22 protein-coding genes and 2 pseudogenes are annotated in these 26439 nt (G+C 41.4%); 16 read left to right on the top strand and 8 right to left on the bottom strand.

Annotation, left to right across the window (positions count from 1 at the left end; genetic code table 11):
• Window positions 1-142: 142 nt before the first annotated feature.
• Window positions 143-602: pseudogene (locus tag DWV68_RS14670) on the bottom strand (transposase); the annotation flags it as partial.
• Window positions 603-764: 162 nt separating this feature from the next.
• Here DWV68_RS14670 and DWV68_RS04560 point away from each other — a divergent pair.
• From DWV68_RS04560 to DWV68_RS04550, 3 genes are read left to right on the top strand one after another with little or no spacing between them, the layout of a single operon-like run.
• On the top strand, window positions 765-1136 hold the full coding sequence (locus DWV68_RS04560; RefSeq protein ID WP_022243345.1) for a GntR family transcriptional regulator: 372 nt from the start codon (window positions 765-767) through the stop codon (window positions 1134-1136).
• The gene (locus DWV68_RS04555; protein WP_022243344.1) at window positions 1133-1831 is read left to right on the top strand and encodes an ABC transporter ATP-binding protein; all 699 of its coding nucleotides are present in this window, start codon (window positions 1133-1135) and stop codon (window positions 1829-1831) included. The genes DWV68_RS04560 and DWV68_RS04555 overlap by 4 nt, the downstream gene beginning before the upstream one ends.
• Complete coding sequence (locus DWV68_RS04550; RefSeq protein WP_118057419.1) at window positions 1825-2649, top strand: hypothetical protein; 825 nt, start codon at window positions 1825-1827, stop codon at window positions 2647-2649. The genes DWV68_RS04555 and DWV68_RS04550 overlap by 7 nt, the downstream gene beginning before the upstream one ends.
• A 140-nt stretch (window positions 2650-2789) precedes the next feature.
• Here DWV68_RS04550 and DWV68_RS04545 read toward each other — a convergent pair whose 3' ends face one another.
• Window positions 2790-3881, bottom strand: coding sequence for a pyridoxal phosphate-dependent aminotransferase (locus DWV68_RS04545; RefSeq protein ID WP_022243342.1), 1092 nt, complete (start codon window positions 3879-3881; stop codon window positions 2790-2792).
• A gap of 134 nt (window positions 3882-4015) precedes the next feature.
• Between DWV68_RS04545 and DWV68_RS04540 the strand changes: the two genes are divergently transcribed.
• The 4 genes from DWV68_RS04540 to DWV68_RS04525 are packed head-to-tail and all read left to right on the top strand — an operon-like array spanning window position 4016 to window position 10772.
• Entirely contained in the window at window positions 4016-7555 is a 3540-nt protein-coding gene (locus tag DWV68_RS04540; RefSeq protein WP_147337981.1) for a DUF5717 family protein, read from the top strand.
• Between the two features lie 30 nt (window positions 7556-7585).
• Window positions 7586-8815 carry a DUF5716 family protein gene (locus DWV68_RS04535; RefSeq protein ID WP_118057417.1) on the top strand — a complete coding sequence of 410 codons (1230 nt, stop codon included), beginning with the start codon at window positions 7586-7588 and terminating at the stop codon, window positions 8813-8815.
• An 11-nt stretch (window positions 8816-8826) separates the two neighbouring features.
• The gene (locus DWV68_RS04530; RefSeq protein WP_118665107.1) at window positions 8827-9591 is read left to right on the top strand and encodes a hypothetical protein; all 765 of its coding nucleotides are present in this window, start codon (window positions 8827-8829) and stop codon (window positions 9589-9591) included.
• 2 nt (window positions 9592-9593) lie between these two features.
• Window positions 9594-10772, top strand: a complete 1179-nt coding sequence (locus DWV68_RS04525) for a hypothetical protein (protein ID WP_117698290.1) — start codon at window positions 9594-9596, stop codon at window positions 10770-10772.
• A gap of 182 nt (window positions 10773-10954) precedes the next feature.
• Here DWV68_RS04525 and DWV68_RS04520 read toward each other — a convergent pair whose 3' ends face one another.
• The 3 genes from DWV68_RS04520 to DWV68_RS04510 are packed head-to-tail and all read right to left on the bottom strand — an operon-like array spanning window position 10955 to window position 12048.
• Window positions 10955-11566 carry a manganese catalase family protein gene (locus DWV68_RS04520; RefSeq protein ID WP_022243337.1) on the bottom strand — a complete coding sequence of 204 codons (612 nt, stop codon included), beginning with the start codon at window positions 11564-11566 and terminating at the stop codon, window positions 10955-10957.
• A complete protein-coding gene (locus DWV68_RS04515; RefSeq protein ID WP_117698289.1) occupies window positions 11567-11833 on the bottom strand; it encodes a spore coat protein CotJB in 267 nt (88 codons plus the stop codon).
• Window positions 11833-12048 carry a spore coat associated protein CotJA gene (locus tag DWV68_RS04510; protein ID WP_022243335.1) on the bottom strand — a complete coding sequence of 72 codons (216 nt, stop codon included), beginning with the start codon at window positions 12046-12048 and terminating at the stop codon, window positions 11833-11835. The genes DWV68_RS04515 and DWV68_RS04510 overlap by 1 nt, the downstream gene beginning before the upstream one ends.
• A gap of 141 nt (window positions 12049-12189) precedes the next feature.
• On the opposite strand from DWV68_RS04510, the pseudogene feoB reads away from it, so the two are divergent.
• From feoB to DWV68_RS04480, 5 genes and pseudogenes are all read left to right on the top strand, one after another.
• A pseudogene (gene feoB, locus DWV68_RS04500) lies at window positions 12190-14428 on the top strand (ferrous iron transport protein B).
• Between the two features lie 12 nt (window positions 14429-14440).
• On the top strand, window positions 14441-14614 hold the full coding sequence (locus DWV68_RS04495) for a FeoB-associated Cys-rich membrane protein (RefSeq protein ID WP_117698287.1): 174 nt from the start codon (window positions 14441-14443) through the stop codon (window positions 14612-14614).
• A gap of 147 nt (window positions 14615-14761) precedes the next feature.
• Complete coding sequence (locus DWV68_RS04490; RefSeq protein WP_118057415.1) at window positions 14762-16270, top strand: 4Fe-4S dicluster domain-containing protein; 1509 nt, start codon at window positions 14762-14764, stop codon at window positions 16268-16270.
• A gap of 23 nt (window positions 16271-16293) precedes the next feature.
• Window positions 16294-17757, top strand: a complete 1464-nt coding sequence (gltX, locus tag DWV68_RS04485) for a glutamate--tRNA ligase (protein WP_118057414.1) — start codon at window positions 16294-16296, stop codon at window positions 17755-17757.
• 17 nt (window positions 17758-17774) lie between these two features.
• Window positions 17775-19610 (top strand): ATP-dependent helicase, encoded by a 1836-nt coding sequence (locus DWV68_RS04480; RefSeq protein WP_118057413.1) that lies wholly within the window; start codon window positions 17775-17777, stop codon window positions 19608-19610.
• Between the two features lie 7 nt (window positions 19611-19617).
• Here DWV68_RS04480 and DWV68_RS04475 read toward each other — a convergent pair whose 3' ends face one another.
• Together DWV68_RS04475 and DWV68_RS04470 are read right to left on the bottom strand one after the other, a co-directional pair.
• Window positions 19618-19926, bottom strand: a complete 309-nt coding sequence (locus DWV68_RS04475; RefSeq protein ID WP_022243329.1) for a DUF1292 domain-containing protein — start codon at window positions 19924-19926, stop codon at window positions 19618-19620.
• A gap of 15 nt (window positions 19927-19941) precedes the next feature.
• Entirely contained in the window at window positions 19942-21036 is a 1095-nt protein-coding gene (locus DWV68_RS04470; protein WP_118057412.1) for an HD-GYP domain-containing protein, read from the bottom strand.
• A 131-nt stretch (window positions 21037-21167) separates the two neighbouring features.
• Here DWV68_RS04470 and DWV68_RS04465 point away from each other — a divergent pair, with 131 nt between their 5' ends.
• Genes DWV68_RS04465 through trpS form a run of 3 tightly spaced genes read left to right on the top strand, consistent with a single transcriptional unit; the run spans window position 21168 to window position 24575 of the window.
• A complete protein-coding gene (locus DWV68_RS04465) occupies window positions 21168-23015 on the top strand; it encodes a glycogen operon protein GlgX (protein WP_118057411.1) in 1848 nt (615 codons plus the stop codon).
• A 6-nt stretch (window positions 23016-23021) separates the two neighbouring features.
• Window positions 23022-23570, top strand: a complete 549-nt coding sequence (locus DWV68_RS04460) for a DUF5662 family protein (protein ID WP_022243326.1) — start codon at window positions 23022-23024, stop codon at window positions 23568-23570.
• On the top strand, window positions 23571-24575 hold the full coding sequence (gene trpS / locus DWV68_RS04455; RefSeq protein WP_117841174.1) for a tryptophan--tRNA ligase: 1005 nt from the start codon (window positions 23571-23573) through the stop codon (window positions 24573-24575). It begins immediately after the preceding gene.
• Here the strand turns inward: trpS and DWV68_RS04450 are convergent.
• The gene (locus tag DWV68_RS04450; RefSeq protein WP_118057409.1) at window positions 24572-25540 is read right to left on the bottom strand and encodes an RluA family pseudouridine synthase; all 969 of its coding nucleotides are present in this window, start codon (window positions 25538-25540) and stop codon (window positions 24572-24574) included. The genes trpS and DWV68_RS04450 overlap by 4 nt on opposite strands.
• 119 nt (window positions 25541-25659) lie before the next feature.
• Between DWV68_RS04450 and sigK the strand changes: the two genes are divergently transcribed.
• Window positions 25660-26295 carry an RNA polymerase sporulation sigma factor SigK gene (gene sigK, locus DWV68_RS04445; RefSeq protein ID WP_118057408.1) on the top strand — a complete coding sequence of 212 codons (636 nt, stop codon included), beginning with the start codon at window positions 25660-25662 and terminating at the stop codon, window positions 26293-26295.
• The last annotated feature ends 144 nt before the right edge of the window (window positions 26296-26439 follow it).

Below are 26439 nucleotides of genomic sequence, written 5' to 3'. Positions count from 1 at the left end.
ATACCGACCTCCAATCGTTAGATTTTTTGGTCTAACTTTTAGGGGTCGGTACATTTTCCTACGTCCCTTTTTTACTTTATAGGAAATTTCTCAAATCGTCAGAAATAGTGTATAATAAACTGGAAATAAAAAATGACATGACAAAAGAGAGAATGTTGGATTCGCCATGACGTTGTTTATGACGTTTTTTGTGGTAAACTTCTAAAACCAGAAGTTTCTTTTCCTGTTTGTGATGTTTTGCATATACCCCATAGTAGCGAAGCATTTTGAAATGTTTTTCAGGGATGTGGACAATCAGTTTCTGGATGAAGTCCAAAGCAGGAATAGTTTCAGTAACAGTTTTGTTGTCTTCGTGTCTGGTGTACATTTCATTTTTAACTTTACGAAAAGATGGACCAATGCGGGAAGTAAGCTGTTCAAGGAGAACTTTACGGAAGGCATTACGAAGGAAATTGTAATCAAAGTGTTTGACAGGACGCCAGGGAGTGATGTTACCAGCCCCACCCTCGGAGATGAGAGCGTGGATATGAGGATTCCATTTCACAATGGCGATGAACACAAGAAACAAGCTTACAGGATATATGAAAAGAACGAAGCTGGTTGCTAAGTGACCACCTTATTGGTTACTGGTGTCCACCTGGTGACCACTATTTCTGACATGAGGAATAAATTAAGGATTGGTAATGAAAATCCTCTTGACAAATCCGTCGTAAGAATATATTGTATTATTTATATAGTACAAAAATACGGAAAGGGGTGATTGCATGGCATGGGAATTGGATTCGGATCGTCCTATTTTTATTCAGATTGTGGAGCGGATTCAGATGGAAATAATATCCGGTAAATACAGTCCGGGAGATAAGTTACCTTCTGTCAGGGATCTGGCGGCGGTAGCTGCAGTAAATCCGAATACGATGCAGAAAGCACTGACAGAGTTAGAGCGGACAGGACTTGTGTATTCCCAGCGTACAAGCGGGAGATTTATAACGGAGGATGCAAAAATGATTGAGGAGTTGAAGAATAATCTGGCACAGGAACAGATTAAGGAATTTTTGGAAAATATGAGCAAGCTTGGCTATAAGAAATCAGAAACCTTATCTTTGATTCAGGAGATTTTGGAGGGAGAGCAGGCATGAGTACATTATTGGAAGTAAAAGATGTATGCAAGCGATATGGAAAGAAAACTGCGCTTGACCATCTGAACCTGACTTTAGAGAGCGGACATATTGTTGGCCTCTTAGGACCGAACGGAAGTGGAAAGACAACACTGATTAAGCTGATTAACGGAATCCTTACTCCGGATGAGGGCGAGATTTTGGTGGAAGGAATGAAGATTGGTGTAGAGACAAAGAAGGTGGTTTCTTATCTGCCAGATCATACGTATCTTAACATGGGGATGCGGGTACGTGATATTTTAGATTATTTTGAAGATTTTTATCAGGATTTTGATGTGGTAAGAGCTTATGATATGCTGGCAAAATTATCTATTAATCCCAATGATAAATTAAAATCCATGTCCAAGGGAACCAAAGAAAAGGTGCAGCTTATTTTAGTAATGAGCCGTCGTGCGGACTTATATGTTCTGGATGAGCCGATTGCGGGAGTAGACCCGGCGGCAAGAGATTATATATTGCGGACGATTCTTACCAACTATGATGAGAATGCAACGATTCTGATTTCAACCCATCTGATTGCAGATGTTGAGAATGTATTAGATGAGGTAGTCTTTATTCAGAATGGAACAATCAGCCTGACTTCATCAGTAGATGATATTAGAATTAATCAGGGCAAATCGGTGGATGCTTTGTTCCGGGAGGTGTTTAGATGTTAGGAAAAGTAATGAAACATGAAATGAAAGCAACCTGGAAAGTATTATTTCCACTGGCAATGGTTTTGGTCGGCGTTACGTTAATTGGCATGCTGATGATGAATATGCAGGTTTTCGAAACAGATATGGGAGCCTTAGTTGGGCTGGCAATGCTTCTTTTGTATATCATTGGGCTGATTGCATTGAGCGTTACGGCATTTATTTTTCTGCTGGTTCGATTTTACCACAGCATGTATGGTGCAGAAGGTTATTTGTCACATACTCTTCCGGTAACCACTTTTTCCTTGATTAACGGAAAGCTTTTGGTGGCGGTATTCTGGGATGCAATTACGACAATACTTGTTTATGTTTCGGCATTTTCATTAATAGTGACAGCAGGATTGAATCTGGGTAATGAAGGGGAAAGAATTAAACTGGGAGAATTGCTGCAGCAGCTGGGAGATATGATAGGAATTTCGATTCCGGCACTCTTTGGCTGGGCAATATTATATAGTGTGATTTCTGCGTTTTCCGCTATGCTTATGGTATATGCCAGCATGGCAATCGGTCAGTTGTTCCGCCACAAAGTTGCAATGTCGATTGTGATGTATGGTGTGCTTTATGCGATTCTTCAGATTATATATTTTGTGATATCCATTAATTCAGCAAATGGATTTGTTGAGAAACAGGCTGCAATGGGAGATGACAGCTTCTTTACCCTGGCCATTGCAAATATGTATGGAAATATATTTTCCAGAAGCATGATATTGTCTGTGGGTGTATCAATTGTATGCTATATCATAACAGCATTGATTACCCATAAGAAATTAAATCTGGAGTAAATGAGAAAACTATTTGTATATAAGAAAAGGCGGAACCAATCAAAAATAGACTGGTTTCGCCTTTTTACGTCGTCATGAATTCCATAGAAACTGTTAGTGGCAGTTCCGGCTGGCACAGATTAGCGGAGAAAAATAAGAAATTACTTCGAAAGAAGACAGTCAATCAGCTTATCATTCATCTCCGGCATCATAAAGCAGAAGCGGATGTATTTGTTATCTAAGAAAGGAAAAGTAGAGCAGTCGCGAATCATCATATTCTTCCGGATTGCTTTATCAAATAAATCCGCAGAAGTAATGTCCTCTCTTAAGATTTTAAGAAGCATGAAGTTGCCGGATGGCTTGTATGGTTTGAAATCCGGGTGATTTTTAAAGATTTCATAAATCCGGGCACGCTCTGAAGAAATAAGAGATTTTGTCTGCTGGATGTATTCCTCATCGGTAAACATCAATTCTCCGGCAATTACGGCAAGAGAGTTAATGGTCCATGGATTTTTTCTGGTATTGATGGATTTGATTAAATCCTGATTGCCGCTGATAGCGTAGCCAAGGCGGAGCCCAGGAGCAGCAAAGAATTTGGATGTTCCACGCAGGATAATAATATTGTTATAGTAGTGGGTCAGTGGAACTGCGGTAATTTCATCCATGTTATCGGCAAATTCCACATAAGTCTCATCCACCATGACAAAGATATCATATTGCTTGCAGATATCTAAAATCCGGCGCATATCCGTCCGGTTGATGCAGGATGAGGTAGGGTTATTGGGATTGCAGAGTACTAAAAGGTCGATGCTTTCATTTAAGTGAGCGGTAAAATCATCCACATCAAGGACGAAATCGTCCTTTTCACGGAGTGGATAGTAGAGTGTAGTACCACCGCCTAAGGAAATTTCGCGCTCATATTCCGAATAAGTCGGACCGAGAATCATGGCTTTTTTCGGATGCTCAATCTGAATAAAAAGAGAGATTAATTCCGTGGAGCCATTTCCTACAATGACCTGGCTGGCATCGGTGCCGGTATAGGCAGCAATACATTCTCTTAAAGAAGTATATTCCCGGTCCGGGTAGGATGTAATGGCATCAATATGGGAAGCCAAAGTACTTCGCAGCAGCGGAGATACGCCTAAGGGATTGACATTGGCGGAAAAGCTTGTAATATCCTCTTTTTTGATACCGTAAACGGCTTCTATTTTTTCTAAATCACTTCCGTGAAAATGTTCTTTTGGTGTTATCATGAAAAAGACCTCCTGTTAAAATACAACGGAAAGAAAGTTGCATGTGTGTTTTAAATAGTTTATAATCTATTATAACTGTAATGAGAGAAAAAGCAACAAAATCTCATATCGGAGAAGGAAAAGCAGGTGACATTTTGCGTAGACGGATTCAGAGACTTGCAGCAGGAAAATTTGAACAGGAACAGCCGGTTTTATCTCTTTCGGAAGAGAAGATTGAAATTGAGGTATTAGAGGGACAGGATTATACGGGAGAATTTGTGATTGAAGTATCCAACCATGTTCCGGTAAAGGGGCTGATTTATTCCTCTAATCCATATATGGAATGTCTGACACCGGAATTTGAAGGGGAAGAAGTCCGAATCGGATTTCAGTTCCATAGTGAGGGTTTCCGGGTTGGTGATATACAAAAGGGTGAATTCTGTATTATTTGTAATCAGTTGGAATATAGCCTTTCTTTTGTTGTGTCTATAATCCGGCCTTATGGGAATGCGTCTACCGGAAGAATCCGAAATCTCAGTGATTTTATCAAACTGGCACAGACGGATTATATGGAAGCTTACCGCCTGTTTGCTTCCCAGGGCTTTCAACATGTATTAAAAGAAGAAAAAGGAAAAGAACTATTATGGTATGCCGGCTTTGGCGGACCGGGAGCATTGATTTCCGGTATGGAGGAGTTCTTGGTTACGATCAATGCCAAGCCACGCATTGAGCTTGCGTTAAAAGAACAGGAAATTACCTATCAGGATATCAAAGAGGAGCAGAAGGAAACGCTTTTTGTGCAGAAGAATGGCTGGGGGTATATAAGCTTTGAAGCACAGACAGACAGCAGCTTCTTAAAACTGGAAAAGAATGTTTATACTTCAGATGATTTTACCGGAAGTATCTGCGACCTTATTTATTATATTGACCCGGCAGAACTTCATACCGGAAAAAATTATGGAAGAATTACTTTAGAAAATATTTATCAGCATCTTACTTATGAGATTACCATAATCAGGACGCCGGAGCGCAGAGAACAGGAGCATATCGATTATCTGGAAGAGCAGAGAACACTTGCACATATCACCGGAATCTATCTCAATTATCGTATGAAAAAGATTGGTGCAGGACTTTTTGCATCAGGAATGTTAGATGCACTGAATCATCTGATTGCAATGCGGCCGGAAAATGACTGGTATCTTCTGATGAAAATACAGGCATTACTGGTAAGCGGACAGAGGCAGGAGGCAGAGTGGTTATTTGATGAGTTCCGGCGGAAAGAGGAAGCAAAAGATACACCGCTTTATGCATATTTCCTCTATCTCCGTACGTTGTGGGAGCGGGAAGAATCCTATGTGAACCGGCTGACTGCAGAGATTGAAGAAATTTATCAGAAAACAGATGATATCCGGGTGTTCTGGATGCTGCTTTTCTTAAAGAAAGAATATTGCGAAAATGATACCAGGAAAATCCGGGCAATTGAGAGCCAGATGTTAGACGGCTGTAACAGTCCGTTTCTCTATATCGAAGGATTCTATTTATACTGGCAGAATCCGTATCTTTTAACGAGACTTACTGATTTTGAAATCCGCATTCTTTACTGGGCGGCAAAAAAAGGTGTGTTGACTAGTGACCTTGCCATGCAGATTACGACGCTGGTATCGGAAAAACGGGTATTTCATCCGCTGCTTTATAAGACTATGTGCGTGGCATATGATAAATTTCAGAATAATCAGATGTTGTCAGCAATCTGTGCTTACCTGATAAGAGGACAGCGTTTTGGATTGCATTATCATATCTGGTTTGAACGTGGCGTGGAAGAAGATTTGCGGCTGGCAGGATTAAATGAAGCATATTTAATGTCCATGGATTTACTTGCCATTAAGAAAATTCCACGGATGATACAGATGTATTTTCAGTATAACAGCAGCATTCCATACAAACAGAAGGCGGCTCTGCTTGCAAATGTAGTAGCGTTAAAGGAGAAAGAGCCGGAGGTATATTCCAGTTACCGGAAGCGGATGGAAGAATTCGCAATTGCCCAGATAGAAGAAGGTCATATCGATGATAATCTGGCGATTATCTATTCTGATTTATTAAATAAAGGCATGATACAAAAAGAGATGGCAGGACCACTGGCGAAGATTCTCTTTACCCATAAAATGAACTGCTTTGCACCGAATATTGTGCGGATGTATGTTTTGCATGACCAGCTGCGAAAAGTGCAGTGTGTGCCGATTGTAAATGGCAGTGCTTATTTTGAGTTATACAGCAAGGACTATGTCATTGTATTTGAGGATACGAAGGGATACCGGTATGGCAGTGAGATTTCATACCAGCTGGAAAAGCTGATGAGACCTGGTGCCTTTTACCGTACCTGCATGGAATATGCACCATATGAGATTTCGTATCTTTTGTATCATTTTACATCCAGGGATACCCACCGTGCGTTTATGCCGGAGGACAGTGAGTATTTACGCATCTTTTTAAAAGAGGAAGCATTGCGGGAAAGTTACCGGGCGGAGCTTTATGCAAAGGCAGTACATTTCTATGAGCAGGAAGATAATCAGGAACTGGTGGAAGAGTGTCTGCGTCATGCACCGCTTTCTTCTATGAAGCGGGATGACAGAGCCTATCTTTTGAATCTGATGTTGGAATACCGGCTATATGAGATTGCATATCCGGATATCCGGGAATTTGGCTGGGAAGGCATCCGGCTGGAGAAACTGACAGCACTTCTGACTTATGAAATAGAAGAAGTGGATTATGAAAGTGATGACTTCCTGCTGGCACTGTGTGCAGTGACTTTTCAGGCGAAGAAATACAGTAAAGAGATGCTGCAGTATTTAGCACAGTTCTACTGCGGTCCGACCCGTGTAATGGCGGCGGTCTGGTCAGCAGCGCAGACCTTTGATATAGATACCAGAGACTTGGAAGAACGGTTATTGATGCAGATGTTATATACAGCAGAATTTGTAGAACAGGTGCAGAGCATTTATGAAAGCTTTGTGTCACACGGAGCACCGCATCTTCTGCAGAAAGCATATGTAAATTATTTCGCACATTTCTATTTTGTGCATCAGGGCATTGTACCGGAAAATGTCATTAGAGGCTTAAAGAAAAATTATGAGGAACAGGAAGAATTAAGCCAGGTGATGAAGCTGGCACTGCTTTATGCAGTGGCGAAGAGGGATTTGTCCATAGAAGAAAAAGGTGTAATGGAGATGACAGAGCAGCTTCTACAGGAGCAGCTGGCACAGAATCTTTATTTTGCATTTTATCAGCAGATGCCGGAGGAGATTCGCTATCGATTTCATTTTTACGACCGGCAGTTTGTGGAATACCGGACAAATCCGAGCAAGCGTGTGGTGATTCACTACCAGAAGGGTGAATCCTATGTGGATGAAGATATGAATGAGATGTATGAGGGCATTTTCGTAAAAGAATTTATCGTATTCTTTGGAGAAGAAATTCCGTATTATATTTCAGAGGAAGCACCACGGGAGTCCGTTGTGACTGAGAGTGGACGGCTTTCCTGTAAGGATGTCTGCGGCAGGGAAAACGGAAGCACCTACGATATGTTGAATGAAATGGAATTAGAATATACCTTAAAGGATTATGAGAAGTTAGAGCGGCTTTTACGGAAATATGACAGCATGAAGAAAAGGAATGAAGAACGTTTTCAACTGATGTAATAACAGGGAAAACAATAACAGGGTGATGGTATGAAGGAAAAAAGCCTTTCAATAGGACTTGATTTTGGAAAAAAATACGCATTAGTATCATATTGTACATCCGATATGTCAGAGCCGGATACCATCAGTACCGTGGCAGGCAGTGAACTGTACCAGATTCCATTAAGCCTTTGTAAGCGGAGAGGAATCGGACAGTGGTATTACGGAAAAGAAGCAGAGACTGTCATGAAAAATGGCGAAGGAAGCGGCTGTGACCGGCTCTTCAGCCGGGCACTGGCAGGCGAACAGGTTACCGTGGAAGGGGAAACTTATGATACGGTAGAACTGTTAAGTCTCTTTGTCCGTAAAATTCTTACGGTACCGCAGAAATTCGGCACATCCATGAAGCTGGCAAGAATTACCATTACCATGGATACTTTAAACCGGGAGAAGATGGAACTGATTGAAAAAATAGCCGGACGGATGAAGTGGACAAAAGAGCAGTGTCATGTCATCGATTATGCAGAAAGCTTTTATTATTATGCTTTAAGCCAGAAGGAAGAACTGTGGCTGCATGATGCAGTTCTCTTTGATTATTCCAAGAACAGTATGTGTTTTTATTACATGGAGCGTAATCTGAATTCCACACCACAGCTGGTTCATATTTATCTGAAAGATTATGGTCCTTTGATTGGCAATAAAGACACTGCGTTTTTAGATGTAGTAACAGATGCCGTTTCCCGTAAAATCTATTCTTCGGTATATCTGACAGGGGATGGTTTTGATGGAGAATGGATGAGAGAATCCTTAAAATTTCTCTGCAACGGAAGGCATGTTTTCTTGGGCAAAAATCTTTATGCTAAGGGAGCCTGTTATGCATCCTGCATCCATACCGGAATGCAGCCATGGCAGTTTGTCTATATTGGCGAGAATGAGATGAAGGTAAATATCAGCCTTAAAGTAAAAGACCGGGAAGAACTTATTTTCCATACACTGGTAAGTGCAGGAGAAAACTGGTATGAAGCAAAGAATCGGTGCGAGATTTTACTGGCAGGTACGAATACCGTTGATTTCTGGCTGCAGCTTCCGGACAGCAGGGAAGCAAAGATAGAATCCTTAGAGCTTACGGATATTCCAAAACGTCCGGAGCGCATGACCAGACTTTCTGTTATGACAGAAGCACTGTCTGATTCAGCGGTAAAAGTTACGATACGGGACCTTGGATTTGGAGAGATTTATAAAAGCTCTGAAAAAGTGTGGGAATATAAAATGGAACTATAGGAGGAGACTTCATGGGAGAATTGATTTTATGCAATCGGAAAGAAACCGATGTGCCATATTATTTAGAACAGAATATGATAAATATCTATTCCCTGGAGGAATTGAACTGGTATATTTTAAACCACACGGAATATCTTGACGATTCTTTTGTGTCGGATGATTTAATCAGCTGGATTGCAGAGGAGTTAAAAGACCTGGAGTTAGCCGGGCAGTTAAAAGAGGCTGTCCGAAAGAAAATAACGCTGGCAAAGAAAGTCCGGCTTCTGATGGATGCCTGCGGCTTTTGCACAAAGAAAGAAAAAGATGAAATCGAATATGCACTGGCAGAAGTAGAAAATAAATCAGAAATTGAATGTATGAAAATCCGGGCAGACAGAAGCCTTATGAATCATCGGTATGTCATGGCTATCAGGAAATATATGCGTCTGCTGCAGAAGGAAGAGGCGGGGAAGCTTGATGCTTCTGTCATAGGAAATATATGGAATAATATTGGTGTTGCAAATACCGGGTTATTCCTGTACCGGGATGCGGCACGATGCTTTAAGAAAGCTTATGACTATAATAACAATCCGGCATGCATGCGGGAGATGGAAGAAGCATGGCGGATGGTAGCACCGGATGAAAAGGAACAGGTTTATGAAGTATCAGAAGAACTGCAAAAGACATTAGAGGATATTCATAAGCAATGGAATGATGAGGAAGAAGTACTGGAAGCATTTCGAGATGTGCTGGATAAGAAAAAATATATTTACGAAAGCAATGGACGGTGGGCATAACATTGATAAAATTTTTTAGAAGAAAAAGGAAACCAAAGAAAACAATCGAAGAGGTCTTAGAATGTATCACAGAGGATACGTTATCGGAAGAAGACCGGAAGGATGAACATAAAGTACAACATTATGTTCTGGGTCACTGTGAACAGATGATTGACACCACAAAGACCCTGGAAAATGAAAAGTCTGAATATCGTGTGGTGACTTCTTATTTAAAGGATATCCAGATTATTGAAGAACTGCCGGAAGATGAGGCAGCTGCTTTAAGAGATACTGCAAACAGTATTCTTACACTGGATCAGTCCCGTTCCGATTATCTGAAAGCAACCAAGAAGCTGACAGATACGCAGTATGCACAGATGGAACAGGAAGAGGAGACTCTGACGGAATCCATCCGGACCCTGCAGGCAAATGAGATGTATCAGGCGGCCGTAAAGCGTGATATGAATTACCTGGAAGGGGAGAAGAATGAATGGGCCTATTACCGGGAAGAGTTAATGGAAGAACAGAAGATTCTGCGGAAGGCATCCTATGTAGTATTTGGCATGGTACTGGCATTCCTTGCAGTTATATTGGTTCTTCATGTGGCATTGGAAATGGATGTACGGATTCTATTTACGATTCTGATGGTAGCTGCGGCAGCCAGTGGATTCTTTATGCTGTTCCGGAATCAGAATAATACAAGAGAAATCAAGCGGGCAGAAGTGAACATGAATCATGCCATTACTCTTTTGAACCGTACTAAAATAAAGTACGTAAATTCTACGAATGCGGTGGATTATGCCTGTGAGAAATACCATGTGCATAATTCCTATGAACTGACCTATCTCTGGGAGCAGTACTTAGAAGCCAAACGGGAAAGAGAGAAATTTGAGCGGAACAGTGATGACTTGGAATATTTTAATGGAAAGTTGGTACGCATGCTGCAAAAATATGAACTTTATGATGCAAAGGTCTGGATTAGTCAACCCAATGCACTGGTAGATAAGCGTGAAATGGTGGAAATCAAGCATGAATTATTGAGCCGGCGGCAGAAAATCCGGGCATCCATTGAATATAACATGGATGTAGTATTAGAACAGAAGGAAGAAATTGAAAAACTCATGAAAGAGTATCATGAGGAAATCCCGGAAGTCCGTGAGATTATTAATTCTGTGGACCGGCTCTGCGGAACCGGAGAATGAAAATAGCGTATCATCGATAGAAAATATCGGTGATACGCTATTTTTTACTTTACAGGAAATTGCTTTCCTGTAAAGTAAAAAACGCTCCGCGAGGATGCACACTGCGGCGTATAAGGTAGATGTCGCAAGCAACCGCCGCAGGCGCGAGAATGTGCCAAGACACATTCTTTTCTATCACAGTTTTATTTGCAGCCACAGCTCTTATCGAAAGCCGGGTTACATGCATAGAAGTTCTTGGAGTCAAGGTGTTCCTGTACCATCCGGAGTGCTTCGCCAAAACGCTGGAAGTGTACGACCTCCCTGGCACGCAGGAAACGAATCGGATCTACAACGTCCGGGTCTTTTACGACACGAAGAATGTTATCGTAAGTGGTGCGGGCTTTCTGCTCTGCAGCCATATCTTCCATAAGGTCAGTAATCGGATCGCCTTTGGACTGGAATTCACAGGCATTCTGTGGAACACCACCGGCAGCCTGTGGCCATACGGCAAGGGTGTGGTCAATATAGTAAGGACCGAAGTTAGAGGCTTTGATTTCCTCCGGAGTCAGGTCTCTGGTAAGCTGGTGTACGATGGTTGCAATCATCTCAAAATGGGCAATTTCTTCTGTCGCAATATCGGTAAGCAGTCCGGCTACTTCACGGTAAGGAATGGAATAGCGCTGGGAGAGATAACGTAAGGATGCGTTGATTTCTCCGTCAGGACCTCCGTACTGGCTTAAGATATACTGTGCGGTTTTCGGATCGGTCTGTTTGATGTTGACCGGATATTCCAGTCTTTTTTCATACTGCCACATTTAACAATTTCCCCCTTCCCATGGATTTCTCATGCTTCCCCAGCTCCAGTGACCGTCTGTGTCGGCACCGTCTAAAGTCAGGGGACCATATTTTTCTTCATACATTTTCACTGCTTTTAACCGCAGGGTACGGTAGTGGTTATAGAAGGAAAGTGCTTCTTCATCATAAGGATGGGTGTCAAGGTAAAGGGCAGTATCATAAGCTACAAAGCTGACCTGATTAATCCAGTCTAAAAGCTGGGACTGGTTCATTGGCATATTGTTCATCAGAATCTGCCTCCTTTCATGGAACCATGGAAAGGTTTATTTAAATCCTGAAAGACTGTGCCATTACGCAGAGCCTGGTCAGGTTCGTACAGATTGCCGAACTGCTGCCATGGAACATAAGCCATGGCAAGTTCCTGATTACAGGCAAACTGTTTCGTATAAGGTGTCGGAACAGCCGGACGGCTGCTTTGTGGCTGACAATTACAGTTGTTCATATGCTGACCTCAATAAAAATATTCATATTAATATATGTGCAGATGAAAAGGAATGTGAGATTTTATATTGTGAAAAAAAGAATCCTGCGGTAAAATACTTAATTGAGAAAAAATATCAATAACAAGAGAAGAGGAAAATAGATGACACTGGATGAACTTGAAATTGGAAGAGAAGCGGTAATAACCAAAGTAGGGGGAGAAGGAGCACTGCGGTGTAGATTTTTAGATATGGGGCTGATTCCAAAGACAAAGGTGCAGGTGCGTAAAGTAGCACCTATGGGAGACCCGATTGAACTCCGGATTCGTGGATATGAACTGACCATACGAAAAGAAGATGCCGGAAAAATTGAAGTAGAACCGGAGGAGAACTAGAATGATATTTGCATTAGTAGGAAACCAGAACTGTGGTAAGACCACATTATTTAATCAGCTCACCGGTTCCAACCAGCATGTTGGAAATTTTCCGGGTGTAACGGTTGACCAGAAAATGGGAGAAATCAGAGAGCATAAGGATGCATCGGTAGTTGACCTGCCGGGAATCTATTCACTGCGTCCGTATACCAGCGAGGAGATTGTAACAAGAGACTTTATTTTAAATGAAAAGCCGGATGGAATTATCAATATTGTAGATGCAACAAATATTGAGCGAAATCTCTATCTGACCCTGCAGTTATTAGAAATGCATATTCCGATGGTATTAGCTCTGAATATGATGGATGAGGTGCGTAACAACGGCGGAAGTATTGATGTAAAACAGATGTCTTTAGAACTGGGAATTCCGGTTATTCCAATTAGTGCGGTAAAGGGAGAGGGAGTGGAAGATCTGGTACACAGCGCCATGAAGGTGGCAGGACAGAAGATATATCCAAAGGTAACGGATTTTTGCGAGAAAGGTCCTGTGCACCGCTGCATTCATGCGGTATCCCATCAGGTAGAAGACCATGCACAGAATATCGGAATGTCACCACGTTTTGCAGCAACGAAGATTGTAGAACAGGATACAGACATTATTGACAGACTGAAGCTGAGCCAGAACGAACTGGATATGATGGAACACAGTATTGAAGAAATGGAAACAGACCATCATATGGACAGAAATGCCGCTCTGGCGGATATGAGATATACCTTTATTGAAAAGGTGTGCAGTAAATCAGTAACAAAGTGCCATGAGAGCAAAGAACATATTCGTAGTGTGAAGATAGACAATGTATTAACGAATAAATATCTTGCTATTCCGTTGTTTCTTCTGATTATGCTGCTTGTATTCTGGCTGACCTTCGGTGTGATCGGAGCATTTTTGAGCGATTATCTGGCTGTTTTTATTGCATACATAACGAATCTTGCAGACAAGGGGCTGACTGCTTATGGAATTAACCCGGTGGTTCACAGCCTGATTATTGATGGTGTATTTGCCGGAGTAGGAAGTGTGTTAAGCTTCCTGCCGATTATTGTGGTTTTATTTTTCTTCCTGTCTATTCTGGAAGATTCCGGTTATATGGCAAGAGTTGCCTTTGTTATGGATAAACTGCTGCGTAAGATTGGACTTTCCGGACGAAGCTTTGTTCCAATGCTGATTGGATTTGGTTGCACGGTTCCGGCAGTAATGTCAAGCAGAACTTTAGCATCCGAAAGAGACCGGAAAATGACCATTATGCTGACCCCATTTATCAGCTGTTCGGCGAAAATACCGATTTATGCGGTGTTTACAGCAGCATTTTTTAAAAAGTATCAGGCACTTGTTATGATTGCACTTTATGTTGGTGGAATGGTAATGGGAATTCTGGTGGCACTTTTATTCAAGCATTCCGCATTCCGTGGAAAACCGATGCCTTTTGTCATGGAGCTTCCGAATTACCGGCTGCCATCTTTTAAGAGCGTGGTACTCCTGATGTGGGACAAGGCAAAGGATTTCTTAGAGAGGGCATTTACCGTTATTTTCCTTGCAACGATTATTATCTGGTTCTTACAGTCTTTTGATACCAGACTGAATGTAGTATCTGACAGCGCAGACAGCCTGCTGGCATTAATCGGCCGTGTGATTGCACCGGTTTTTGCTCCGCTTGGATTTGGGGACTGGAGAGTATCCACTTCTTTGATTACCGGATTTACTGCCAAAGAAGCAGTAATCAGTACCATGAGTGTACTTCTTGGAACCAGTGTGACTGCTTTGGGCAACAGCCTTGGAACTCTGTTTACGCCGGTATCAGCAGTCAGCTTCCTGGTATTTACGTTACTTTATACACCATGTGTAGCAGCGATTGCAGCAATCAGACGGGAGATGGGTTCAAAGCTTCAGGCACTTGGTGTTGTGGTAATGCAGTGCGTGGTTGCATGGATTGCAGCATTTGTTGTCTTTCAGATTGGCAGCCTGATTTTTTAGGAGGCAGATAGTATGGGCGTTAATGATATTATTTTGCTATTACTGATTCTTTGCTGGTGCGCCTTTGCAGTATATGCTATGATGAAAAAGAAAAAAGAGGGAGGCTGCATTGGCTGCAGCGGATGTAGTGGAAGGACAGATACGGATGCGGTCTGCAAAGAATGTTCCCAGAGGAAAAAGTTGTAAAAAGTATTTATTTTAGAACATAAGAGCAGGCTACTTGTATTATTGAAAGTGGTGTGCTAGATTATTGTTAGCATAGTGTTATATATTGATAATACTGTGCGTGGTTATGAACAATGATATAATACAATTTTTTTCTAGGAGGAAACGATGAGAGGACTACGTACACCAGTATCAGATTTGAGAAAAAGCATTTTTACGGAGGTAGCAAAAATTGCTTATGAAGCAGACAGTGCAAACCTGAACGATGCCGTTGAGGCAGTTCCATATACAGTTTGCCCTGGAGATGTTCCTACATACCGTGAAAGTATTTATAGAGAACGTGCGATTGCAGCAGAAAGAGTAAGACTTGCTATGGGTATGTCTTTACGGCCACAGGATAAACCGGTACATGTTACCAGTGGCCTCGAAGAGAGCAATGTGGCAGAAAAATATTATGAGCCACCTCTTATGCAGGTAATTCCATCTGCATGTAATCTGTGCGAAGAAAAGAAATATGAAGTATCCAATATGTGTCAGGGATGTATTGCACATCCATGTATGGAGGTATGTCCAAAGGGAGCAATCTCCCAGGTAGATGGCAAATCCGTAATCGACCAGGAAAAATGTATCAAATGTGGTAGATGTAAAGCAGCCTGCCCATATGATGCGATTTCCAAGAAAGAAAGACCTTGTTCCATGGCTTGTGGAATTGGAGCAATTGGAACAGATGAATACGGAAGAGCAAAGATTGATGCAGATAAATGTGTATCCTGTGGTCAGTGTATGGTAAGCTGCCCATTCGGAGCAATTGCAGATAAATCACAGATTTTCCAGTTGATCCGTTGTATGAAAGAAGGCGGAGAAGTTATTGCTGAAATTGCACCTGCATTTGTAGGTCAGTTCGGACCTGGAGCTACTCCAAAGCATGTAAAAGCAGCTTTATTAGAACTTGGTTTCTCAGAGGTTGTTGAAGTTGCACTTGGAGCTGATATCGGTGCAGTAGCAGAGGCACATCATTATGCAAATCATGTTGCAACAGGTGAGCTTCCATTCTTACTTACATCCTGCTGTCCTGCATGGTCTATGCTTGCAAAGACACAGTTTCCGGATTTGATCGAGAGCGTATCTTCTGAGCTTACACCTATGGTTGCTACAGCGAGAAGCATTAAGAAAGAGCATCCGGATGCAAAAGTAGTATTTATCGGACCGTGTGCTGCTAAGAAACTGGAAGCAAGTAGAAGAACTGTCCGAAGTGATGTTGATTTTGTAATTACATTTGAAGAGTTAGACGCTATGTTTGCAGCAAAAGGAATTGATCCGAACCAGACAGATGGTGAAAGCTCCATGCATGATGCAACTGCTGCAGGTCGTGGATATGCATGTGCCGGTGGTGTTGCAGATGCCATTGAAAAATGTATACATGAGTATTATCCGGATGTGGATGTTAAGATTGAACATGCAGAAGGTCTTGCTGAATGTAAGAAGATGCTGATGCTTGCCAAGGCCGGTAAGATGAATGGATATATGATTGAGGGAATGGGATGTCCTGGCGGATGTATCGCCGGAGCAGGAACTATTCTTCCGATTCCGAAGGCAAAACAGGAAATCGAGAAGATTAAGAAAGCTTCTACCAAGCAGCTTCCTCCAAAGGAATTACGGGAAATCGAATTAAATTAATAGTAAGAAAGCGGGTTAATAGAATGAGCAAGGTTAGAACCAGATTTGCACCAAGTCCTACAGGAAGAATGCATGTAGGAAATCTGCGTACAGCACTTTATGCATATTTAATTGCAAAGCATGAGGGCGGAGATTTTATTTTAAGAATTGAAGATACAGACCAGGAACGTTATGTTGAGGGAGCGGTAGATATTATCTACCGTACCCTTGAGAAGACTGGATTGTTGCATGATGAAGGTCCGGACAAGGATGGCGGTGTTGGCCCATATGTGCAGAGTGAACGTCAGGCACAGGGAATTTATCTGGAGTATGCGAAGAAACTGATTGAAAAAGGAGAAGCATACTATTGTTTCTGTGATAAGGAGCGTTTAGAGAGTCTGCGTCAGACTGTTGCAGGTAAAGAGATTATTGTTTACGATAAGCATTGCCTGCATTTAAGCAAGGAAGAAATAGAAGAAAAGCTTGCTTCAGGTATTCCATACGTTATCCGTCAGAATAATCCTCAGACAGGAACAACAACCTTCCATGATGAAATCTATGGAGATATTACCGTTGATAATGCGGAGCTGGACGATATGATTCTGATTAAATCAGACGGATATCCGACTTATAACTTTGCCAACGTAGTAGATGACCATTTGATGGGAATTACACATGTAGTAAGAGGAAATGAATATCTTTCTTCTTCTCCAAAGTATAACCGTCTGTATGAAGCTTTTGGCTGGGATGTGCCGGTGTATGTACACTGTCCGCTAATCACCAACGAAGAGCATCAGAAGTTAAGTAAACGTTGCGGGCATTCTTCCTACGAAGATTTGATTGAACAGGGATTTTTAACAGAAGCAGTTGTAAACTTTGTGGCATTACTGGGGTGGAGTCCGGCAGATAACCGGGAAATCTTTTCCCTGGAAGAGCTGGTAAAAGCCTTTGATTATCATCATATGAGCAAATCACCGGCTGTATTTGACTATACAAAGCTGAAATGGATGAATGGCGAATACATCAAGGCAATGGATTTTGATTCGTACTTTGAAATGGCAGAGCCATATATCCGGAAAGTAATTACCAGGGATTATGATATCCGCAAGATTGCAGAGATGGTGAAGACCAGAATTGAAATCTTCCCGGATATTGAGAATCTGATTGACTTCTTTGAGGAACTTCCGGAGTATGATACCGCAATGTATACCCATAAGAAGATGAAGACCACAGAAGAGAGCTCTTTGGAAGTCTTGACAGAGATTCTTCCGGTATTAGAGGCTCAACAGGATTACAGTAATGATGCACTGTATCAGACACTTTGTGATTTTGTGGCAGAGAAGGGCTGCAAGAATGGTTATGTATTATGGCCGGTTCGTACAGCGGTTTCCGGTAAACAGATGACACCGGCAGGTGCAACTGAGATTATGGAAATTATTGGTAAGGAGGAGTCCTTAAAACGTATCCGTACCGGAATTACACTTCTTACGAAAGCACTTGAGAAATAAAAGTTACGAGGCATTTCATGCAATTTAATGAAGCACAACAGGAAGCTGTTGATTTTTATCAGGGTCCCTGCCTTACACTGGCGGGGCCCGGTTCAGGCAAAACTGCCGTAATTACCCATCGAACGAAAAATTTAATAGAAAAATATGGGGTGTCACCATCAGAGATTCTGGTGGTGACATTTACAAAAGCAGCCGCTATGGAGATGAAGGAGCGTTTTCTTTCGCTAACGAATCAGACATCCACAACGGCTACTTTTGGTACTTTTCATGCGGTGTTTTTTACGGTATTAAAGTATGCTTATCATTATCGGGCAGAAAATATTATAAGAGATGAGCAGAAGGTGGTATTTATCCGGAATCTTTTACGTCATTTTCCGATTGACTATGAAGATGAAAATGAATGCATCCAGACTCTGTTATCTGAAATCGGCGGTGTAAAGAATTCGAACATTCCCATTGAACATTATTATTCTTCTAATTTTCCAGAGCATACATTCCGGGATGTATTTATGAATTATCAGAAGATGCTACAGAAGAACCGGCTGATTGATTTTGATGATATGTTAGTTTATACCTATGAACTTTTCAGCCAGCGGAAGGATATCTTAGCACTCTGGCAGAAGAAGTTCCGGTATATTTTGATTGATGAGTTTCAGGATATCAATGGATTGCAATATGAGATTATAAGGATGCTTGCAGCACCGGAAAATAATCTCTTTGTGGTAGGGGATGATGACCAGTCTATTTACAGGTTCCGCCAGGCAAGACCGGAGATTATGCTGAACTTTGAGAAGGATTATGCTGATGCAAAGCGGATTGTATTAAATTATAATTATCGTTCCGATGGAAATATTGTGGCAGCGGCAGGAAGACTGATTGCCCACAATACAGGGCGGTTTGCAAAGGATATTAAGGCATTTCATCCGGCAAAGGAAGCGGTGGTATGTAAGACTTACCGGACGCAGCGGGAAGAAAATTTAGGATTGATTCATGCACTTAAGGAATATACCGCAGCTGGTGGTGACTGGTCGGACGCAGCGGTGCTGTTTCGCACTAATACACAGCCAAGACTTCTGATGCAGCAGTTGATGGAATATAATATTCCTTTCCGTACAAGGGATAATATTCCTAATATTTATGAGCATTGGATTGCAAAAGATATGGAAAGTTATCTTCGGATTGCCCATGGAAGCAGAAGAAGGGCAGACTTCTTACAGATTATGAACCGGCCGAACCGTTATATTGGGCGGGACAGCCTGGAAGAGGATACCGTAGCATTTGATGTCTGGGCAGATTATTATGATAAAATGGAGCAGTCCTGGATTGCACGAAGAATCGACCGGCTTTATCATGACTGCAAAATGTTAGCCGGAATGAAGCCTTTTGCAGCGGTGAATTATATCCGCAAGGGAATCGGCTACGATGACTATATCAAAGAATATGCAGATCAGAGAGGTATGAATGAGGAAGAACTTTTGGATATTCTAGAACAGCTTACCGATATGACCAAAGAGTTCGATAGCTTTGATGACTGGCAGAAACAGAAAGAGAAATATTTAAAAGAATTACAGCGTGCCATGGAGAAGCAGCGGACGAAGGGAGAGGGCGTTGTCTTATCAACCTTACATAGCTCGAAGGGATTAGAGTATGATGTGGTATTTTTGATTGATGTAAATGAGAAAATCATGCCCTATAAGAAAGCTGTTTTAGATGCGGATCTGGAAGAGGAACGCAGAATGTTCTATGTTGGGATGACCAGAGCAAAAAAACAGCTCTACCTCTTCTCGGTAGAGCTGTTGAATAATCACAGTGCAGAACCATCCCGGTTCTTAAAAGAATTGCAGGAAACGTAATGGATGATTAGTTGTCCATTGCGTCAAATTCTGCTTCATCTAATAATTCATCAAAACGGTCGGAGACAACTTCGTATTCTTCGTCACTGTCAATATTATCTAAAGAAGGATTTCCATCCTCATCCTCGGAGTAACGATAGATATATACTTCACCATCTGCATTTTCATTTCCCTTTTCATCTAAGGGCATCAGCGCAATATAATCCTGTTTTCCTGCTTCAAAGATAGTAAGAATTTTGCATTCCACATCCTGCCCATTGTCTAAATTCAATGTCACCATGATATCGTCTTCATCTTTTAACTGTTTGTTTTCCATAAAATACCTCTTTCTTTATATAATTGTCTGAACGTAGAGTTCCGGACGTTTTTCCAGATTGATAAATATACTGTCTTCTAACCGAACCACCGGACGAGTCAGGCGATGCTTGTTAATCAGCACAATTTTACCGGTCATGCCATTACTTAACATGACATCATTGTTAATATATGTATTGGCAATATGCTCCAGGAAGCTGGTAATAAACTGGGGTTTGTATTTACCCAGACCCTCCCGCTCAAAAGTGGCAATGACCTCAAACGGGCAGACGCCGCGGCGATAACAGCGGTCAGCAGTCATGGCATCGTAGACATCTGCAATAGCAACGATATTGGCAAAATCATCAATATCATCTCCGATAAGTCCGATTGGATAGCCGCTTCCATCACAGCGTTCATGATGGGTGAGAGCAATTTTTTTGATGCGGACAGATACATTCTGATTTTTCAGCAGTTCATAACCATATTCGGAATGTTTTTTCACCAGTTCATATTCTTCCGGGGTCAGGCGCCCTGGCTTGTTAATGATTTCCGGTGGAATTTTACTTTTTCCTATATCGTGTAAGAGACCACCCAGAGTCAGAGTTTCTAAATCATCTGCATTATAATTCTGCCACATACCAATCATTCGGCTGATTAAAGAAACATTCAGACTGTGGGCATAAGTGGAATCGGTAATTTTGCGCATATTGTGCAGCATATCGAACATGGAAATTGTAGTGGAATGTCTGGCAAAAAGATCTAAAGCGCAGGATAAAAGAGCCTCCTGATCAAAAGGAATGTTTTTTGTGACAAAATCATTGATGGATTTTTCTAAAAAAGGTACTTTTTTTTCGTAATTTGCTTTAAAAACTTTGAATTCTTTACTGTTTCTTACCCGTTCAGAATACCGGTCAACCGCTTCCTTTTCTTCAGCCATTGACTGAATGGCATCAACAGGCAGAGCACCGTCTATTATTCTGGCACTCTCAATTCCATAAAACTCAAGGTGTGCAATCATCTGAGTTGTCAGCATTTTGTGTGCTTCTACAATCATCTGCCCATGCCTGCTCATGACAGGAGTGGCAGTCACCATGCCAGGTTGTAAATCCTTTGTTGCAACTGTATGCATGAATATACCTCTTATATCACTAATTAACAATACACTACACTATAATTATAAAAATTTACATATCAATTGTCAATGAATCGTGTTATAATCTTTTCAAGAGACTTGAATATAGGAAAGTGCAGGATGATGAAATGAAATACAATGTTCGGGAAGGCGATTACAGAACCATGGGAGCAGTTGTGCATAGTGATGGGGTTGTATTTACCTTTGAGGGGAGAAAAGAGCAGAAATGTAGTATTGTACTGTATGAAAAGAAAACAGGGAAAATTGGAAAAATACCGGTTCCGGATACTTACTATGTGGGTGCACTGCGCTCAATTATGGTAATGGGCATTGAACCGGCTTCTTTTGATTATAATTTTGAAATAGACGGTAAGGTTATGACAGATCCATATGCCAGAAGAATTGTAGGCAGGGAAAAGTGGGGAGAAAAGGAACGCTTTGGTATGGATTATCAGGTGAAAAGCGGTTTCTCCACAGATGTTTTTGACTGGGAAGAGGATGTGGCACCGGAAATTGCCAAAAAGGATATGGTCATGTACAAACTTCATGTGAGAAATTTTACCATGGAGGGTAGTAATGGCGGAGCAAGAAAAGGAACTTTTGAAGCAGTAGAGAACCGGATAGGATATCTTCGTGATATGGGCGTTACAACCGTTGAATTTATGCCTTTTTATGAATTTGAAGAGCTGATGATACCGGAAACCTGTGAACTGCCGGATTATGTGACCTGGAAGGAAGAACAGAAGACAGATACAAAGAAGCTGCCGGAAGTTGAGAAGATAAATTGCTGGGGCTATACCGAAGGCAATTATTTTGCGCCGAAGGCTGCATTTACCAGAAGCAGACAGCCGGAGCATGCCTTGAAATCATTAATTAAGGCATTGCATAAAAATGACATGGAATGTATTATGGAAATTTATTTTCCTGATACCATCAATCAGAATCTGATGTTAGAAGCCCTGCGCTTCTGGGTGATGGAATATCATGTGGATGGATTCCGTCTGATGGGAGCAAATCTTCCGGTTCGTGCTATGGCACAGGATTTGATTTTGTGCCGCAGTAAGCTGTTTGCAGATACGATTCCGGAGGATTTGCTGGAACAGGATTATGCATATCCGCATTTATTTGTTTACCGGGATGAATTTTATTATCCGTTGCGGAAAATGTTAAATCATAAGGAAATCTGTCTTACCGATTTTGTAAACCAGATGCGTAAGCAGAAGAAATATGCCGGATTTGTGAATTATGCAGCATCTAATGATGGTTTTACACTGGCAGATGTATTTATGTACAGTGAGAAACATAATGAAGCAAATGGGGAAAACAATGCGGATGGAAATGACTGGAATTACAGTGACAACTATGGCATTGAAGGACCAACCCGCAAAAAATATATAGAAAGCCTGCGTAAAAAACAGCTTCGAAATGCGGTTACGGCAGTATTTTTAGCACAGGGTATTCCACTGCTTGCTGCCGGTGATGAGATTGGTAATTCCCAGAGGGGAAATAATAATGCTTATTGCCAGGATAATGCAGTTGGCTGGGTAAACTGGAAAAATGATAAGAAATATGCTTCCTTACAACAGTTTGTAAAGAAAATGGCAGCCTTTCGTAAGGCACACCCGGTTCTTCGGATGGAAGAGCCGATGCGGATGAATGATTATAAGGGACTGGGATATCCGGATCTTTCTTTTCATTGCGATAGTGCATGGACTGTGGGATTTAGCCCGAACCGCCAGTCGGTTGGGATGCTTTATTGCGGACCCTATGCGGATTGTGAGGAAATGATTTATGTGGCATATAATTTTCACACCGGAAAACAGTTCCTTGCACTTCCGAAATTGCCAAAAAGCAAAAAATGGTATAAAGTAATGGATACAGGAAATGAAAATGGTTTTCTGGAGAAAGAAATGATAATGGATGCAGTCCAGGTAGAAATTGCCGGGATGTCCATTCAGATATTAATAGGGAAATAAAGTAAGATGAAAGCATGGAAACATTTTTGCACAATTAATCATCACAAGATGTTAGTCATGAAAGGCTGTTTTAAAGTTGGACTTTACCGCCAGGGCTTATTGCATGATTTGTCGAAATATTCACCAACGGAATTTTTAGTGGGCTGTAAGTATTTTCAGGGAAATATGAGTCCCAACAATGCCGAACGTGAGGATAAGGGGTATTCCGCAGCCTGGCTGCACCATAAGGGCAGAAACAAGCATCATATGGAATACTGGATTGATTACGGACCGGATAAATGCACCGGAATTACTGGAATGAAGATGCCAACAAAATATGTTGTTGAGATGTTTATTGACCGGGTGGCAGCAAGCAGGAATTACCAGAGAGAAAAATATACCGACGAAAGTCCTCTGGCTTATTACGAACATGGAAAGCAGTATCATATTATTCATGAGGAATCAAGAGAACTTTTAGAGTGCCTTCTTCATATGCTGGCAGAATGCGGCGAAGAAGAGACTTATGCATATATTCGATATGAAGTATTGAAAAATAAAAGAAAGAAGGATAAATAAATGTTAGACGGAAAGAAGATTTTATATAGTGGAATGCAGGCAACAGGAACCCTTACCCTTGGAAATTATTTGGGAGCATTGAAAAACTGGGTAAATCTTACAAATGAATATGAATGTATCTATGGTGTTATGGATTTACATTCCCTTACCTTAAGACAGGTGCCGGCAGAGTTCCGTAAAAATGCCCGTTCTCTTTATGCATTATATGTAGCGGCAGGATTAGACCCGGAGAAAAACTGTATTTATTATCAGTCCCATGTATCCGGACATGCAGAATTAAGCTGGATATTAGGCTGCTTTACTTATATGGGAGAGTTAAACCGTATGACACAGTTTAAGGACAAGGCTGCAAAGCATGCAGATAATATCAATGCAGGTCTTTATACCTATCCGGTATTAATGGCGGCTGATATTTTATTGTATCAGGCAGATGTGGTTCCGGTTGGAGTAGACCAGAAGCAGCATCTTGAGATTACCAGAAACATTGCACAGCGTTTTAATGCTATTTACGGAGATGTATTTACAATTCCGGAGGCATATATCGGAAAAGCAGGTGCAAAGATTATGAGTCTGCAGGAGCCGGAGAAAAAAATGTCAAAGTCCGATGAGAATCCAAATGCAACTATCCGCCTTTTAGATGATAAAGATACCATTATCCGCAAATTTAAACGTGCAGTAACCGACTCCGGCAGTGAAATTGTATATCGTGAAGATAAACCGGGCATTAGTAATCTGATTGATATTTATGGTTGTGTAACCGGTAAGACAAGAGAAGAAACCGAAAAAGAATTTGACGGAAAAGGCTACGGTGATTTCAAACTGGCAGTAGGAGAAGCAGTTGCTGCAGAGTTAGAGCCATTGCAAAAACGTTATGGGGAACTGATGGCAGACAAGACCTATCTTGACAGCATGATTAAAATGAATGACGAAAAAGCAGCTTATTATTCTAATAAGACCTTGCGTAAGGTGCAGAAGAAAGTCGGACTTACCGAAAGAATCCGTTAATCCGAAAATAGATTGTCCAGATTTGGAACATGAAATTCAGGGAACAGCATTTGCATATCGGCAGGAAGTGGAGCCGTAAAGCAGAGCTGTTCCTTTGTGATTGGATGTTCGAATTTTAACTGGCAGGCATGAAGAGCCTGCCTTTTTAACATGGAAAAATCCGGATAATAAAGAAAATCTCCGATTAAAGGGTAGCCGAGGTAGCTCATATGGACACGGATCTGGTGGGTTCTGCCGGTGTCAAGCCGCAAAGCAATAAGGGAGAGTGCATCCGGTGAAAGAGGCTCCCCTGAAAAAGTATTTTTTGAAAAAATTTCTTTCACAGCTAGTCTGCGGTAATGGGTGCAGGCGTATTCACCTTGCCCAAAATCTACCTGACGCTCTAATACAGAACCTTCCTTTCTGCCGATTGGCGCAGTAATGGTACCGGATTCCGGGGTAATACCACGGACAATGGCAAGATAGGTGCGGTGGATTTTCCGTTCGTTCATCTGTCTGCCTAAGATACCGCCGCTGAGACTGTTCTTTGCAAGGATTGTGATACCGGTAGTATCCTTATCCAGCCGGTTGATGCAGCGGAAAGGACCGGCTTCGTTTTTGCTGCCCAGATAATAAAAGACAGCATTGGCGAGGGTATGTTCGTAATGTGTCATGGATGGGTGGACAGGCATGTGTGCCGGTTTATTGATAACAAGAATATCTTCGTCTTCATAGAGGATGGAAAGGGGAATGTTTTCCGGTGCAGGATAGTTTTCCGGCATAGATTCTTCTAAAATAATCTTTAATTTATCAGAAACCTTCAGCCGGTCACTGCTGTGCCCGGTATCACCGTTTCGGAAAAGAACATTTTCGGTGCGGAAAAGATGTGCCCGGAGCCCTTTCGGGTATCCTTTTTCCGTAAGAAATTCTCTTATCGTATAGTTTTTGTATTCATTTGTTATGGTATAGTCTAATATTCGCTTCATAAGGATAATTATAAAGGAAAAAGACACAGAAGAAAAGGATAGAGATAAAAAAAGAGGAAAGGCACGAAGAATCTGGCAGACGCATAGAATATAATAAATCGCTTTTTAAGGGTGCTGTATTGAAAACATTTTTATCTCCATTGACTATACAGGAAGAGAAGCAATATTTAAAACAGCTTGGGGAAGGCAGCCTTGAAGCAAAACATATTCTGATAGAACATAATATGCGTCTGGTAGCGCATGTGGTAAAAAAATATCAGAATGTGGAAGAGGATATGGAAGATCTGATATCGATTGGAACCATTGGATTGATTAAAGCAATCGATACCTTCCGGGTAGAAAAAGGAAATAAGCTGGCAACTTATGCAGCGAGATGCATTGAAAATGAACTTCTGATGTATCTGCGCAGTAAGCGTAAAATTGCCAGGGAAGTGTCTCTTTATGAGCCAATCGGAACAGATAAAGAGGGAAACCAGATACATTTACTGGATATTGTAGAGCATAACGAACCGGATGTGGTGGAGCAGATGGAGTATGACAGAAATGTGAAGACATTATATGAAATACTGCCCCAGGTACTAAACAGGCGGGAACAGATTATCATAAACCTGCGCTATGGTTTGAAAACGGACTGTCCGGTGACACAAAAGGAGATTGCAAAAAATTTAAATATCTCGAGATCCTATGTTTCACGAATTGAAAAAAGGGCATTGGAGAAGCTGAAGGCTTATTTTGAAAAAGGTTACAATTATTAAATTTTTATAATGTGTTAAATTGGTATTTGAAAAGGATGGATTTCATGATATGATGAGTCCATCTTTTTTATCGAAATAAATGATGAATAACCCATCTTGGGGCTACTCATGTAAATTGCAGAGTTCTTCTGCAGAAAAATCCCG

The organism is Roseburia sp. AF12-17LB (assembly GCF_003479605.1).
Lineage (GTDB): Bacteria > Bacillota > Clostridia > Lachnospirales > Lachnospiraceae > Roseburia_C > Roseburia_C amylophila.
The sequence above is the reverse complement of the archived record's forward strand: the minus strand, read 5'-3'. Positions and strand labels throughout refer to the sequence as shown.